The sequence below is a fragment of the Pseudomonas cuatrocienegasensis genome (assembly GCF_900110925.1).
GTDB lineage: Bacteria > Pseudomonadota > Gammaproteobacteria > Pseudomonadales > Pseudomonadaceae > Aquipseudomonas > Aquipseudomonas cuatrocienegasensis.
This window is the reverse complement of sequence record NZ_FOFP01000006.1, coordinates 36,054-49,165: the sequence shown is the minus strand read 5'-3', so window position 1 is coordinate 49,165 and position 13,112 is coordinate 36,054. Positions and strand designations below refer to the sequence as shown.

The following is a 13,112-nucleotide window of genomic DNA, read 5'->3' as shown; positions in this document are numbered from 1 at the left end:
TAAATCTTGCTGGTGAACTGCTCTTAGCCCATGGCCTAGCCAATAAATGAAAAGTTGCAAAGGTAGCCTGGGTTGAGCGCAGCGATACCCGGGAAACGATGCCCCAGGTATCACTCTGTTCGACCTGCGCGCACCACCGGCAAGTCCAGCACGCCATGGGCCGCCCTGGCACATGGCGTTACCGCATTGCTCTAGGGCCGCAGGATCACCTTGCGGCAATCCTCTTCCTTCTTGTCGAAGATGCGATACCCCTCGGTTGCTTCCTCCAGGGTCATACGGTGGCTGATGATGATCTCCGGTTGCAGTTGGCCGCTCTGGATACACCCCAGCAGTTCCGGCAGAAAGCCATGTACATGGGTCTGGCCCATTTTGAAGGTCAGGCCTTTGTCGAAGGCATCGCCGAACAAAAAGCCGTGGATGAAGCCCGCATAAACCCCCGGCACACTCACGGTGCCGCCGCGCCGCACAGCGGCGATGCACTGGCGCAGCGCCTTGCCGCTGCTGCCTTCGAGCTTGAGCGTGGTCAGCAGGGTTTCTGTGGTGCTGCCCTTCGCTTCAAAGCCCACTGCGTCGATGGCCGCATCGACGCCACGGTGCCCGGCCGTCTGCTCGATAATCGCTTCTGCCGGGTCGTCGATCTTGTCGAAATTGATAGGGATCACGCCATAGGTCGCCTGCGCGTAAGCCAACCGGTAGGGGTGGTGATCGACCATAAAGATCTGCTCCGCGCCAAGCATGCGCGCACAGGCTGCCGCCATCAGGCCGACCGGCCCGGCGCCGTAGATGGCCACTGAGCTACCGCGCCCGACACCGGCGTTAATCACCGCCTGGTAACCCGTCGGCAGAATGTCGGTGAGGAACAACACCTGCTCATCATCAAGCTCATCGGGCACCTTGAACGGCCCGGCGTTGGCCTTGGGCACGCGCACCAGCTCGGCCTGGCCGCCCGGCATGCCGCCATACAGATGGCTGTAGCCGAACAGGGCCGCCCCCGAGGGAATCTGCTTCTTGTTGATAATCGCGCCGCGCCCGGGGTTAGTGGTTTCGCAGGCGGCTTGCAGGTTCATCTCGCAAAAGAAGCAACTGCCGCAGGCGATCACGAACGGCACGATCACCCGGTCACCTTTGCTCACGGCGGTCACGGCGCTGCCGACTTCTTCCACCACCCCCATAAACTCGTGGCCGAACACATCGCCGTGTTTTACCTGGGGGATCTTGCCACGGTACAGGTGCAGGTCCGAACCGCAGATGGCGGTGGCCGTCACGCGCAGAATGATGTCGTCTGGCTCCTGGATGACAGGGTCCGCTACGGTGTCGACACGAACGTCGTGGCTACCGTGATAAGTCAGTGCGCGCATGGTTTTCTCCAAAGGCCTGGGGAGTGAGGCTCCTAACGTCCGAGGAGGTAGCGCGGCGCTTAGTTCAGGCTTGAGGATGAGTGGTTAAACAGTCGGCCCATGGGCGAGCTTCGGGCTTGCGAGACACTACGTTTGCCATGTGCAAGGTCTGCGCACATACCTGTGGGGGCTGCGGCAAACGATGACGTAAGCCCTTTTCTGCTTCGTGGCCTAGGCTTCTGTACGGAACGAGTTGTCTCGGCACCTCAACCCTCAATGGACTGCTGCGTGCGCAAGCCAAGGAAATACCTATGCCCTATCTGTACCACACGACGAACAAGGCCAATCTGGTGGGCATCCGCGACAGCGGGATGGCGCCTGCGTCCAAGCGTCCGGCCTCCAGAGCCCTGGGTGCGACGCAGCAGAACCGGATCGACACGCGGGAAAGCAAACGTCTGGTTGGCTTCAAGAAGTTCCTGAAAAAACTGGCCGAGGAGGGCTATGCCCCCCGCACAATTCTCGACAGCGCGGTGCGGGTAAATATCGCGTTCTCCAACACGAACTTCGGCACCATTGAAGAACTGCCTTATGCGCGGGTTCAGGGCACCTATGGGGGCATTCCAGAAAACAAGGGGCTCGTCGCGGCGCAAGCCGACCTTGAACAGATTCTCGCTGCGTATATCAGCGAACTCCGGCGGGCCCGCGTGCCTTTTGACGAGGACCTGTTGTATGAGATGCAGACGAGACTAGATGCGAAAAACAGCTTGGAAAACAAGCAGCAAAAGCTATCAACCGCGGAGAAGTCCAGGCTGATGGGCGTCAAGAGGACGAAACCCTTCCTTGATACCGCTTGCCGGTTTATCGACACCCTGGACCTGTCCAGGTACTGCGGCCATTTCCTCAGTGAACTGTCCTACGCCTATGAAGAGCTGGTGGCGGATAACGAACAGGAGATAACCCGGCACCGGGTGTATTTATTCGAGGAGAGTCAGTTCAGGACCGAGTACGCCAGCTACGCGCTGCATATTGCCAACGGTCAGTATGACGCCCTGGCGATTCTGCGCGTGGAGGTCGGCCATGTCGTCAGCCCGATGGTCGACTCCTCCCAGGGAAACGCCGCCACGACTAAAGAAACCATCAACGCTGGGCATATCGAGTACAAGATCGGCGTCCCCCTGACATCGGTACAGAATGGCAGCGCGTTCGCGGACGGTTGGAGCCTGCTGCGCGATTACGTGCCGCCCACCGTAACGCCAGATCCCAGCGTAGCGACGAGCAGCCAGGGGGATGGCCTTGGTCAATGAGCGAAGTACAACCTGCCCGCCCCAGTATGTGCGGCGGGCAGGCCCTTAGGCGTCTACCGTTACAACCTCAACGCCGTGCGCCTGGCCAGGTGATTACCACCCAGCGGTGAGCACAGGCGCTGGTGGATACGGCTGAGAAAGCCCAGCTCAAAGGCATGGCGTTGCGGCCCGGGAGGGAGCCGCTGGCGCTCCAGCAGCAGGTTGGTCCATAGCCAACCACTGTTGGGGTCGTCCAGCCAGGCCTGGGCCATCTCCACACCACGGGTGAAGTTCAGCTGGCTGTCTTCGCTCCAGCTGAATGCGGCGCCGGGGTGATTGTCGTGGGCGGGGAGGTGTGCGAAGTACCGATCAATCATGCGCAGCCCTCCTGTGTGCCTGGGTGATGGCCTGGCGGTAGAGCACAATCAAATCGCTGAGCAAGGCGCTGCTGGTGGTTGCCAGCTCCTGTTGCAGCAAGCGCTTAAGCAACTTGAGCAGCAGGGCCACGCGATACTCGGCTGCTGCCTGGTAGGCGCAATTGTCCGCGACATAGCTGTGCAGCGGGTTGGCGGGTGTGGGGAAGGGGATAACAACGGATTCAGGCCTGGTCATGCAGCACCTCCAGAACGGACGTGAACACAACAGCTAACAGCCCAGGGCGGAGCCCTTGGATAAAAGGGGGATAGTGCATTTTCCTTATGCTCCTTCGTGACTTTAAGGAGCCGCTTTCCATTCGCTACCACACGGATGGAGGCGGACCGTGCAAGGGTGGTAGACCGACTCACGAAGGAATGCCGGCCAGGCCGAAGCCTGCCTCACACGGCCCGCCATAACTGCGCGAGAAAACAGCAGGCATGAAAAAAGCGCCTGCTCTCGGCTATGGCGCTACCGCGCCTTCGTGTGTATCGGGCTACCACACCCGGTCGCGGGATTTACCGCGACGGGCGGACTGTAGCGTGGGAGGGGAGGGTGGGGCAAGATCAGTCGACAGTGATCAGCCATAAGCTGTTATCCAAAAGTACGAATAGCGCGACGTGTCCCAATTTCGCGCCGCATGTGCTGTCTGCCAACACAGGTTTGATACAGTCGGCCTTCGTAGATTTTTTGACAGGGAGTTCAATATGGCAAAGCCAGCCGCACGTATTACCGACCCTACCAGTTGCCCCATCCCTGGGCACGGCTCTCAAGCTATCGCTTCCGCCTCCCCTGACGTGTTCTTCGACGGGCTTGCAGCGGCGGCCAAAGGCGATACCTGTACCTGTGGTAGCGCTTTAGCGTCGAGCGTGTCAGCTACGGTATTTATCAATGGTAAGAATGCGGCACTCGTCGGTACCACGGGCAGCCATGGCGACGTCGTGATTGGTGGTTCGGGTACGGTGATCATCGGGGATTTCCATACGCCCTGCGAGTTTGTTCCTCCAACTCCGTTAACAGGTTTCGCAAGCTGGATCGGTTTCAGAATTCCTGCCGAGGAGAGCTATGAGGGCTTATCGTGCACCGCGCATTTTGATGATGGTTCATCACTCAGTGGTGTATTCAATAAAGATAACGCAGTTAAGTTTTCAAATCCGTCCGGTAAGACCTGCGTGATGCTCAAGTTTGAAGAGCAAGCATCCGCACAGCCTTCCTCTCTTACCGAGAGCCTATTGAACACCATTTTAGGATAAGGACCATCCTATGACAGAGCCTTACATTGTCACCGGTAGCTATGTCGTTCAGCGTGAGCACGCTTTGCAAAAATCTCCGCTCGACAGGGCGTTAGAACTGATGGAAGGTTCTGCGCTGAGATTTTCACTGGATGCGATCTCTGATGAAAAGATCAGGTCGAGCTATACGAAGAATATCAAACGCATGTCTCAGCAAGTCCGAGATGACGTTAAAGCGGGAAAGATTACGGCGCAAGAAGGGGTGAAGTTTAGTCATGAGATGCGAAACAAAATCATGATGGAACATCGTAAATTCACTTCAGCGCAGGGGTTGGCGGTTGTTCAGAAGAAGAAAAATGAGGGAAAGGGACTAAAAACACTTTTGGATATGTATTCTGAAAACCTGTTTCAGAAGGGTTACGACAGCCTTTCAGAAGTAGAAAAGAACAAGGTTCACTACGCCATCCTGGAATCTTCGGGCCGTGATAATGCAAAATTCACGACCGGCACAAAAAAAATGCTGATCATGGGCAAGCTTGGTGTTCTCGTGACGGCTGCTTTAGCGACCTATCAAATATTGAATGCAGACAACAAACCCAAAGAAGCAGCTCGCCAAGGCATCATCGTCGGTGCTGGTGCGGTCGGCGGTATTCTTGCAGGGATGGGGGTTAGCGCATTGTGCGGCCCAGGCGCCCCCATTTGTGCAATAGCAGTTGTCTTGGCTGGGACAATCGCCGGTGGTGTCGCAGGCGAAGCGGTGGCGAGCTCACTAGACGAAGAGTTAGAGGAGCTCACCCATTGGGACATCTTCTGACCGAACCACTACTGACGAAAGTCAGAGCTGCTCTTTCCGAGCCTTTCAATGATTTTCCCGTCGAATATGACTATGTGGCGAATAAGGTGAGAGGCGTCGACCCTGAAGTACTTTACACAATCCTCTATTCAGAGGTCGCGCCGGTGTGCTTCACCAATCTCTTGGCAGCAGTGCCTCCGGTATGGACGGGGTTCGACCCCGACATGCTTAGAGAATCGATAGAAGAAAGGCTGGCAGCTAGAGAGCGCAACTGGTTTCGTCGGCAGTTCGATAAAGTGCTGGTTCGCTGGCTACAATACAACTACGCCTACATCTGGAAGGAAATCGCCAGTAGGTTTTGAACCCGAACGCAAAATGAACTTGCGACTCGCTGAACATTAGGAAAAACCGCTGAGCATTTCTGGCTGTTTCGGCGTTTAATCAATGGGTCAGTGTCATAGGTCCACTCGGGTATGTGGGAGACAGAAAGTCTGCAGCGTACTTGGAAGCGAAAGCTGAAAATCAATCACACTGACCCCATTGATTTCACGTTTGCTCGCTAGAGGTGCGCGATGTCATAGAGCCTGGGTGTATGCAGCTGAGGGATCGGCGGCTAGCTTCTGCCTATTGGGCTATCTTTCAGCACCCGCGATCTTCACCGTCAGTTATGCTCGGCGGCCTAGTCTTGGCAGTAGGTGAAAGGACTTATGCAAGCATTCATTCTTAGAATCGCCCCCAGCAACATCGACAAGGTGCCTGAAGCGCTCGAAAGCGATCAGATCATTATCGGGTGGTCAGCAACGCCAGGATTACTTGATGCGTCTCTGCCTTGGAAAAAATTCAGGCAGCAAATCCACATCAATCATTACGCAGAAGAGAAGACCCTTCACCGTGCCGGTGCAGCGGCTGGCCACATGTGGCGCTTTGTTCGCGAGATGCAGATTGGCGATCTTGTGGTCGTTCCCTCTGGCCCGAAGTTCTACGTGGCTGAAATCATCGGGGATGCCATCTATCTGCCAGAAAGGTCGAGCGATGACACGAGCTATCGGCGCGCCGTCAGGTGGCTCAATGGCAAAAAACCGATCCCAAGGAATTATGCGAAGACCGCTCTTATTTCCAGAATGAAGGTTTACGGAACGTCGGCATCAGCAACGGACTTGCTGGAGGAGATTAATGACGCGCTCACGCGAGGGGCCTCCGGAAGCAAGCCTTCTTTCAAAGTCGAATTGCAAGGCGCCCTCGTTGCAGAGACCGTTGCTCATCTCCGGTCAGGCCATATCGATAACTTTGGATTCGAGGAGCTGATCAAGGAGCTGCTGATCGAAATGGGTGCCAAAAATGCGGAGGTGGTCGCTCGCCGCCTGGATAAAGGGGCAGACGTGCTAGCAACCTTTAGGGTTGCAGAAACATTCCAGTACACGCTTGCTGTTCAAGCGAAGCATTGGAATGGAAGCGCTCCCGTTACAAGCAAAGTGGTTGAGCAGCTCATTGATGGCATCGAAGCGTCCAACGCCAACTTGGGAATGGTTATTACCTCGGGCACCATCGATGAGAGTGCGGTAAAGGCTGCCATGACCTATACGGAAACTACCGGCGTTCTAATCGAACTTGTTGATGGTGAGCAATTTGCCAAGATGCTCATCGAGCAGGGAATTGGCCGATGGTGATGCATCAACGTTAGCTTCTGGCGGGTAGCTGCCCGTGGCCACCGACTGCAACCGGCCCAGAGTGTGTAAAAACGCCCGGACATACCCTTGCTATGATTTCTGAGAATTTCATCGCAAGGGAAGCCCATGAAACGGTTTATCCAGAATCAATGGGGTCAGTGTCATAGATCCACTCGGGTATGCGGGAGACAGAAAGTCTGCAGCGTACTTGGAAGCGAAAGCTGAAAATCAATGACACTGACCTCATTGATTCTGCGTTTACTAGAGTGTTTCTTTCTACTGGGCTTTCCGCCTGCCGTGCCGGTGAGAGCCTTCACCCAGACCACATGCGAGGCATATGATTGGTGCGGATCAATGGTCATTTTGTGGAATTTCTAGATTGAATTTGAGTTTGTTTTGGTAGGCGCCTATCCGCTTTTTCGCTCGGTCTATTACATCGCTGAAATGCAGTATCTCGAAATAGGTTTCTCCGAGCTGCTGTCTGGTACCAGGGTCAAGAAGCGCACTTGACTGAAACCAGCCTTTCCCCGTAGGGAACGGCGTCCACCCCTGCAGGCGCAATGGGTTGACTGTATCGCCGATAAGATAGCCATAGAGTTTCTTGAGTTTTCCCCCTGATTTCGCAGCGAGGAGATGGGCATATTCTGAGAGATCGCCGATATGATCATCCATAGAAACGCCGGGTGCCTTAAATTCAACTATTATTGCTGATCCCTCCTTGCTGAAAAGAGCTATATCTGGCCGCTTACCTCCATTGTCATCAGATCGCTTTGCCAGTAATTTCTGAAATTCCTGATCAATATCGCTCTCAAATACCTTACTGCTATCGTCCCAAGTGATGTTCGCGAGCGGCACGTCTGAAGCAATATAGTCGTAGTAATGATATTCCTCACTTAGGAGCCAGATATCATGATCGGCGAACTCAGTGCTGTCCTTGCGCATTGGGAAGAAAATGCTGTGAATTATGCGCTCATCTTTGCGGCGACTTTCATTGTTTAAGGTCTGCATTGCGAGCTTCTTTCTGCAAGCCAAATCAAGAATCTGAACAATTGCAGCGCGTCGGACGATGAGTTGAGAAAGGTTAGCCATATCAAAATTTTTGAGCGACGATGTGTATTTCCATGATAGCTCATTTATTTTTCTCCGGAACTCTTCAGAGTCCGGTTCTGCCTTAATGATTTCTTCTTTGAGATTGAAAATTTCGGCGGTTTCATCGACGACTCGCTCCTGATATTTCTTTAGGACTCGCTCAGCGACCGACTGTGCCGATTCGCCATAAACGATGCGTGTAGTCGTATCTTGGAGCATATCCTCACTTATCCCGAACTGATCGGTGATTTCTTTGAGGACTTCTTCCTTATTCCAAATTGCAGGAACGACCATTTCGTCAATCACTGGGTCGATTACGTCATGAATCGCAATGTAGGACAGTTTTTCAGACGAAAACATGTCACCGCTTGGAATCTCTAATGGAATACTATCGAAGTCGTCACGCTGCTCATTGACGCGTTGATCAAGGTAATCGCTCTCGATCAGTACGATATGGTGGAAACCGCCTACCGGATTATTCTGCTCCGTTCGGGTTCGTAGATATCGGGGGGTAATATCCTTTACAGGGGATGATTTTGCGCAGAATGCTATTGAATTCTTGGGAAGGCCGTACTGCCCGGCATCAAGCTGGAAATGTGAGATTTTGAAGCTTTGGGATGTGCCGAGAGTGTTACCCGTAGATGGATCTCGCTCTTCGACTTCAACCACGCGCTCAGCAGTCACAGGAGGTAAGTCAGAGCGTTTGAGTAAATCGATCTGCTCAGAGTTTTGCCAGTGACACGTTGTGAAATTTATTTCAAAATCACCTAGGCGACTGTCGAGCCCTATAAGTCTCTGAAGAAAGGCGACGAGCATTTGTTTTTTGAGCATCGATGCAGAAAAAAAACTGCTTAATGCATCACCATGCGTGATTCTGCTTCGTACAGATTCCTTGAACTGCGCCAGTTTAATGACTGTTCCGATGGTACTCTCGCTACCGCTACCAAATCTGAAATCATCGGAGTCAATCTGCTTCTGCGGTTCTGAGTAGTGCATTTCGCACCTGATGATGTCACTTTCTTGGCGGTAAGTACTGTCAATCGATAGGGCGGAGAAATGATGGAAAAACTGAATGCGGCCAGCACCTTTACACTTACCAATCCCCGAGATGGAAAGATCGTCTTTGTAGGAGGTATCCTTCGTCAGAAAAGCCTTGAGCTGATCTTCTCCTAGTCCGCATCCATTGTCCTTGCAGAAAATCACCATGCTTTCTCTATCTTCAAGCATGTCTGCGGGGGAAAAGACGACCTTGATTTCAACTCGCATACTTGGTGCTGAAGGATCGCTATCCTTTCGGATGAGATAAGAGTCTATGGCATTAGAAATCAATTCTTCAAAAACGACATATGGGTTGGAGCTGAGCTTTGTGTTTTTTATGCTTCCCCGGATATCAAGTGTCATTTTCGTCTCAATTTAAAGCTGTTTTGAAATTTCCGAACTGAGAACTACCTTAAGACAGTTCGCAAGCTGTTCGAGCCACCTATTGATGTTCCTCCAAGGGGAGGTTGCCTAGCTCCGAGTCTATCATCACGGAGCGCGCGAATTATTGCCTCTGATTTTTTAGGTATTCAAAGGCAAGGCCTACCGCTCTCTGTGCCGCAGACGCAGGCCGCAGATGATCCTCGCAACCATTTTTATCCCACATACAGCCAGGCAGAATCGCTCGCCGATCCTGCCGTCTGTGCCGGCGTGGTGGTAAAAGGGCTAAGGTTGAACGAGCGGGCATTGCCTATGCTCCTGGATCGTGTGCCGAGCGGTTCTTTGCCCCGCCCGCGCATCGGCAGTTAGGCGCCACGCGCACGCCCACCCCTGGGTTTCGCGCGCCTTGCCGCTTACAATCAATGGGGTCAGTGTCATAGATCCACTCGGGTATGCGGGAGACAGAAAGTCTGCAGCGTACCTGGAGGCGAAAGCTGGAAATCAATGACACTGACCCCATCGATTCCACGTGGCAGGTCCTCCAGAAACAACTTTCCCGCACGGGTCAGCCGCGTGGTGCGTGTGGTGCGAGCAAACAGCACTACGCCCTGTTCTTCCTCCAACTCCTTAAAGGCGCGAGACAGCAGTAACTACTCTCTAGGCAGCTTCTCGGCCGCGCGGGCGAAATGGAGCTCTTCGGCCACGTCCAGGAAGCAGCGTAGGTGCCGAAACTCCATGGCAACGGCTCACACTATGGATAACACTTCCGAGAGTGCTTTACGGGGTTTCTGCGGCCAGTTTCCTGCTTCTGGATAGCCGACAGCGACAATCATCACCGGCAACTCGTTGGCGCAAAGTCCAAATTCCAGAATGACTTTCTTGGCATCAAATCCGCTCATGGCGCACGAACCCAAGCCCATTGCCTGTGCTGCCAACATGAGCGTCATGGAAGCCAGGGACGCCGAGCGGATCGCCTCGTCACGTTGCAAGATCGGATTGTCAGTATGAGATGCGTTTGCCTGTGCTACCCATCCATCGACCATGTGCTGTTCCATAATGCTCGCGTCCACACTGGGCTTCAGAGCTACGGCCAACTGTGCATGCGCTGCCAGCGTGCCGCAGATGACGAACGCGACAGATGCATCCACAACCTTCTGCTGTTCAAAAGCAGCCGCTTTCAGACGATCTTTGGCAGCCTCGGACTGTACGGCGATGAATCGCCAGTTCTGCATGTTGTAGGCCGATGGCGCTTTGGTCGCATAACTGACCAAAGACGCAATCACGTCATCACCCAAGGGGCGATTCGGCTGAAATTGATTAATTGATGTACGAGATTCAAGAATATTCTGGATAAGATTCGTCATGTCAGTCATGTCATAGTCCAATGGAAAATAATTCGGAAAGAAGAAAGGCTATGCCTAGCGCCCTCTGGGTGCTGGGCACTGCACGGCAAGCACGCTGATCAGCACGAGAACCAGCCCGAGCATGGCTGCTCCGGTCATGGCTTGGTCAAACACTACCCAGCCCAGGAGCCCTGGCGTCAACGGACTGAGCAGGCCCAATGTAGGCGCCGACAAACAGCAATTCTTGAAAAACGCCGATGTTCAGGGCCGCCAACACGCAAAGACGCCAGCTATTCGTCGTGCTTCTGGTCATGGATATACGCGATCAATATGCGTGACGTGCCGACCCGTCGGGAAACCATGCCGGTTCGCCGACCAGACAACGACCAGCCCCAGCAAGGCCAGTGCCGCCATCGCCCAAGGGAGCGATGGTGCCCCCGCGCGCTCAAGCAGCACGCCACCCAGCACACCGCCGCCTGCCACGGCGAGATTGAAGATCGTCACCAGCATGGATTGCGCCACGTCGGCACCATCGCCCGCCATATCTGCCAATGCGGTTTGCAGCAATGTCGGCGCACCGCCGAAGGTCAGCCCCCACGTTGCTACTCCGAGCAAGACGCCCCACGGTGAAGCACTGGAGAAGCCAAGCACCAGCGCAGCCACGGTGAATGCCGCCAGGCTCAGCAGCGTCAGCGCACGCAGCCAGCGATCTACCAGCAACCCGGTGATCCAGATCCCCATGATCGACGACACGCCGAAAAGCAGGAGCACAGCATCGACCCGATGACCCAGCCCAACCGAAGCTAGGAAGGGAGCGATGTAGGTGTAGAGGATGTTGTGCGCCAGCATCCAGGCGAATAGCGCCAGCAGCACCGGGCGGACGCCAGGCATCATGAAGATGCGCTGGATCGGCATGCGTTGCCTGGCCGATTGCCCCGCGAAATCCGGTACCGCCAGCCGCACCCATGCCAAGAGCAACAGCGACAGCGCCGACATGATCCAGAACACGCCGCGCCAGTCGTACAAGGTGCCCAGCCACGCACCCAGAGGAACGCCTATGGTCAATGCAATGGGCTGGCCGACACCGGCCACCGCCAAGGCGCGCCCTTGTAGATGCGGAGCCACTAGGCGCCTCGCGTAACCGGCCAGCAATCCCCACACCACGCCAGCCGCCATGCCCGCAATGAAACGCGCCACCAAAGTAAGGCCGTAATGGGTGGATAACGCTGTGATGGTGTTGAACACCAGGAGACTGCCGATTGCCAGCAGTAACAACGGCCTGCGGTTCCAACTGCAGGTGATGGCGACGACCGGGATGGCAGCCAGGACCGATCCAAGCGCATACACTGTCACCAATTGGCCCGCGAAGGCTTCGGAAACACCCAGTCCTTGACCGATCTGCGGCAACAAGCCGGCCGGCATGGTCTCGGTCATGATGGCAAGAAAGCCCGCCATAGTTAACGCCAGCAGCCTGCCAAAGGGTAGCCTATCGGCGTTTTCCACTGGCGCTTGCAGAGCGCTTTGATGATGTTTGATATTCATGCTGACGTCGCTCCAAACGGCTCAGGCGAGATAAGACGCTGCCATATCCTTGTCCCCGTGCCCGGCTCCCAGCGCCCGTTCGAAACGCCAAAGACTCGCTTGCGCCGTATCCACTTGCACGCCGGCTTGGGCGGCGGCATCGACCACCAGTCGGGCGTCCTTCACCGCGTTGGTGATGGAGAAGCTGGCGTCGTAGTTCTCCGCGAGAATGGCGGCGGCTTTAGCTCGGAAATAGCCGCTGTCCATCGGCCCGCTCGTGACCACATCCACCACCAGCGCGGGATCGACGCCCAGCCCCTTGGCAATGGCCAGGCTCTCTGCCAGTCCGTGAGTCAGCGCGAAGGCCAAGTTGTTTAGCGCGAGTTTCAGACGACTGCTGGCGCCGATCTGCTCCGATACCCACAGCGTGCGCTTGCCTATGGCATCGAAGACGGGCTGCACGACTGGGCGTTGCTCGACGGGGCCGGATGCCAGGATGATCAGTTGGCCCAGCTCGGCCGGCTGGCGGGTGCCCTGCACAGGAGCGTCATAAAATGCCAGCCCATGCTGTTGGGCCAACGTCGCCAGGGTGTCGATGCCCTCAATACCCACCGTGCTCAATTGCACCCAGACGGAGCCCTTGACCAGGGCCGGTACAGCCGCCTGCATGGCCTCCTCGACGCTGGGGCCGTCATTGAGCACAGTTACGATGACGTCAGCCCCGCGCACCGCTTCGGCAGGGCTGTCGAACGCCTGAACGCCTTCTGCCACCAGCGCCTGGGCTTTGGCTGCGGTGCGATTCCAGGCATGCACCGTGAATCCCTGCTTGTGTAAGTTGCGTGCGACGGGCGCGCCAATCAGGCCAGTGCCTAGGACAGCAATGGTGATATTTCGGTTCGTGCTCATGAGGACTCCTTTGGCAGTTAAAAATTACTGGAATGATCATTCCAATTTGAATCAAATAAAAACCCGTCAACCCCTGCGCGGTGCGCCGGGATGACGGGCAGGTAAACG

General features: G+C 55.3%; 12 protein-coding genes and 1 pseudogene. 5 read left to right on the top strand and 8 right to left on the bottom strand.

Going from position 1 to position 13,112, the window contains the following annotated elements; translation table 11 throughout:
* Window positions 1–191: 191 nt before the first annotated feature.
* Window positions 192–1,358: a zinc-dependent alcohol dehydrogenase gene (locus BMW49_RS10255; protein WP_069521227.1), complete on the bottom strand. Its 1,167-nt coding sequence runs from the start codon at window positions 1,356–1,358 to the stop codon at window positions 192–194.
* Window positions 1,359–1,648: 290 nt separating this feature from the next.
* Here BMW49_RS10255 and BMW49_RS10250 point away from each other — a divergent pair, with 290 nt between their 5' ends.
* On the top strand, window positions 1,649–2,641 hold the full coding sequence (locus tag BMW49_RS10250; protein WP_069521229.1) for a hypothetical protein: 993 nt from the start codon (window positions 1,649–1,651) through the stop codon (window positions 2,639–2,641).
* A gap of 59 nt (window positions 2,642–2,700) precedes the next feature.
* On the opposite strand, the gene BMW49_RS10245 is transcribed toward BMW49_RS10250, so the two are convergent.
* Window positions 2,701–2,997, bottom strand: coding sequence for a LasR-specific antiactivator QslA (locus BMW49_RS10245; RefSeq protein WP_069521231.1), 297 nt, complete (start codon window positions 2,995–2,997; stop codon window positions 2,701–2,703).
* Entirely contained in the window at window positions 2,990–3,232 is a 243-nt protein-coding gene (locus BMW49_RS10240) for a hypothetical protein (RefSeq protein WP_069521232.1), read from the bottom strand. Before BMW49_RS10240 ends, BMW49_RS10245 begins: the two co-directional genes overlap by 8 nt.
* A gap of 509 nt (window positions 3,233–3,741) precedes the next feature.
* On the opposite strand from BMW49_RS10240, the gene BMW49_RS10235 reads away from it, so the two are divergent.
* From BMW49_RS10235 to BMW49_RS10220, 4 genes are all read left to right on the top strand, one after another.
* Entirely contained in the window at window positions 3,742–4,287 is a 546-nt protein-coding gene (locus tag BMW49_RS10235) for a PAAR domain-containing protein (RefSeq protein WP_083251818.1), read from the top strand.
* Between the two features lie 10 nt (window positions 4,288–4,297).
* On the top strand, window positions 4,298–5,080 hold the full coding sequence (locus BMW49_RS10230; RefSeq protein WP_069521234.1) for a hypothetical protein: 783 nt from the start codon (window positions 4,298–4,300) through the stop codon (window positions 5,078–5,080).
* On the top strand, window positions 5,065–5,421 hold the full coding sequence (locus BMW49_RS10225; protein WP_069521236.1) for a DUF7079 family protein: 357 nt from the start codon (window positions 5,065–5,067) through the stop codon (window positions 5,419–5,421). Before BMW49_RS10230 ends, BMW49_RS10225 begins: the two co-directional genes overlap by 16 nt.
* Before the next feature lie 345 nt (window positions 5,422–5,766).
* Window positions 5,767–6,726: a restriction endonuclease gene (locus tag BMW49_RS10220; protein WP_069521238.1), complete on the top strand. Its 960-nt coding sequence runs from the start codon at window positions 5,767–5,769 to the stop codon at window positions 6,724–6,726.
* Window positions 6,727–7,077: 351 nt separating this feature from the next.
* Here the strand turns inward: BMW49_RS10220 and BMW49_RS10215 are convergent, their stop codons facing one another.
* The 5 genes and pseudogenes from BMW49_RS10215 to BMW49_RS10195 form a co-directional block, all read right to left on the bottom strand.
* Window positions 7,078–9,216: a hypothetical protein gene (locus BMW49_RS10215; protein WP_069521240.1), complete on the bottom strand. Its 2,139-nt coding sequence runs from the start codon at window positions 9,214–9,216 to the stop codon at window positions 7,078–7,080.
* 545 nt (window positions 9,217–9,761) lie between these two features.
* Window positions 9,762–9,971, bottom strand: a pseudogene (locus BMW49_RS25100) (LysR family transcriptional regulator); the annotation flags it as partial.
* A gap of 9 nt (window positions 9,972–9,980) precedes the next feature.
* Window positions 9,981–10,607: a nitroreductase family protein gene (locus BMW49_RS10205; protein ID WP_069521244.1), complete on the bottom strand. Its 627-nt coding sequence runs from the start codon at window positions 10,605–10,607 to the stop codon at window positions 9,981–9,983.
* Between the two features lie 279 nt (window positions 10,608–10,886).
* On the bottom strand, window positions 10,887–12,119 hold the full coding sequence (locus BMW49_RS10200) for an MFS transporter (RefSeq protein WP_069521246.1): 1,233 nt from the start codon (window positions 12,117–12,119) through the stop codon (window positions 10,887–10,889).
* Between the two features lie 21 nt (window positions 12,120–12,140).
* The gene (locus tag BMW49_RS10195; RefSeq protein WP_069521248.1) at window positions 12,141–13,004 is read right to left on the bottom strand and encodes an NAD(P)-dependent oxidoreductase; all 864 of its coding nucleotides are present in this window, start codon (window positions 13,002–13,004) and stop codon (window positions 12,141–12,143) included.
* Window positions 13,005–13,112: the final 108 nt, after the last annotated feature.

Coding starts and splice junctions, on each gene's coding strand:
- BMW49_RS10245 (WP_069521231.1), bottom strand. CDS start 2,997: ATGATTGATCGGTACTTCGCACACCTCCCCGCCCACGACAATCACCCC.
- BMW49_RS10220 (WP_069521238.1), top strand. CDS start 5,767: ATGCAAGCATTCATTCTTAGAATCGCCCCCAGCAACATCGACAAGGTG.
- BMW49_RS10205 (WP_069521244.1), bottom strand. CDS start 10,607: ATGACTGACATGACGAATCTTATCCAGAATATTCTTGAATCTCGTACA.
- BMW49_RS10200 (WP_069521246.1), bottom strand. CDS start 12,119: ATGAATATCAAACATCATCAAAGCGCTCTGCAAGCGCCAGTGGAAAAC.
- BMW49_RS10230 (WP_069521234.1), top strand. CDS start 4,298: ATGACAGAGCCTTACATTGTCACCGGTAGCTATGTCGTTCAGCGTGAG.
- BMW49_RS10240 (WP_069521232.1), bottom strand. CDS start 3,232: ATGACCAGGCCTGAATCCGTTGTTATCCCCTTCCCCACACCCGCCAAC.
- BMW49_RS10235 (WP_083251818.1), top strand. CDS start 3,742: ATGGCAAAGCCAGCCGCACGTATTACCGACCCTACCAGTTGCCCCATC.
- BMW49_RS10215 (WP_069521240.1), bottom strand. CDS start 9,216: ATGACACTTGATATCCGGGGAAGCATAAAAAACACAAAGCTCAGCTCC.
- BMW49_RS10195 (WP_069521248.1), bottom strand. CDS start 13,004: ATGAGCACGAACCGAAATATCACCATTGCTGTCCTAGGCACTGGCCTG.
- BMW49_RS10250 (WP_069521229.1), top strand. CDS start 1,649: ATGCCCTATCTGTACCACACGACGAACAAGGCCAATCTGGTGGGCATC.
- BMW49_RS10255 (WP_069521227.1), bottom strand. CDS start 1,358: ATGCGCGCACTGACTTATCACGGTAGCCACGACGTTCGTGTCGACACC.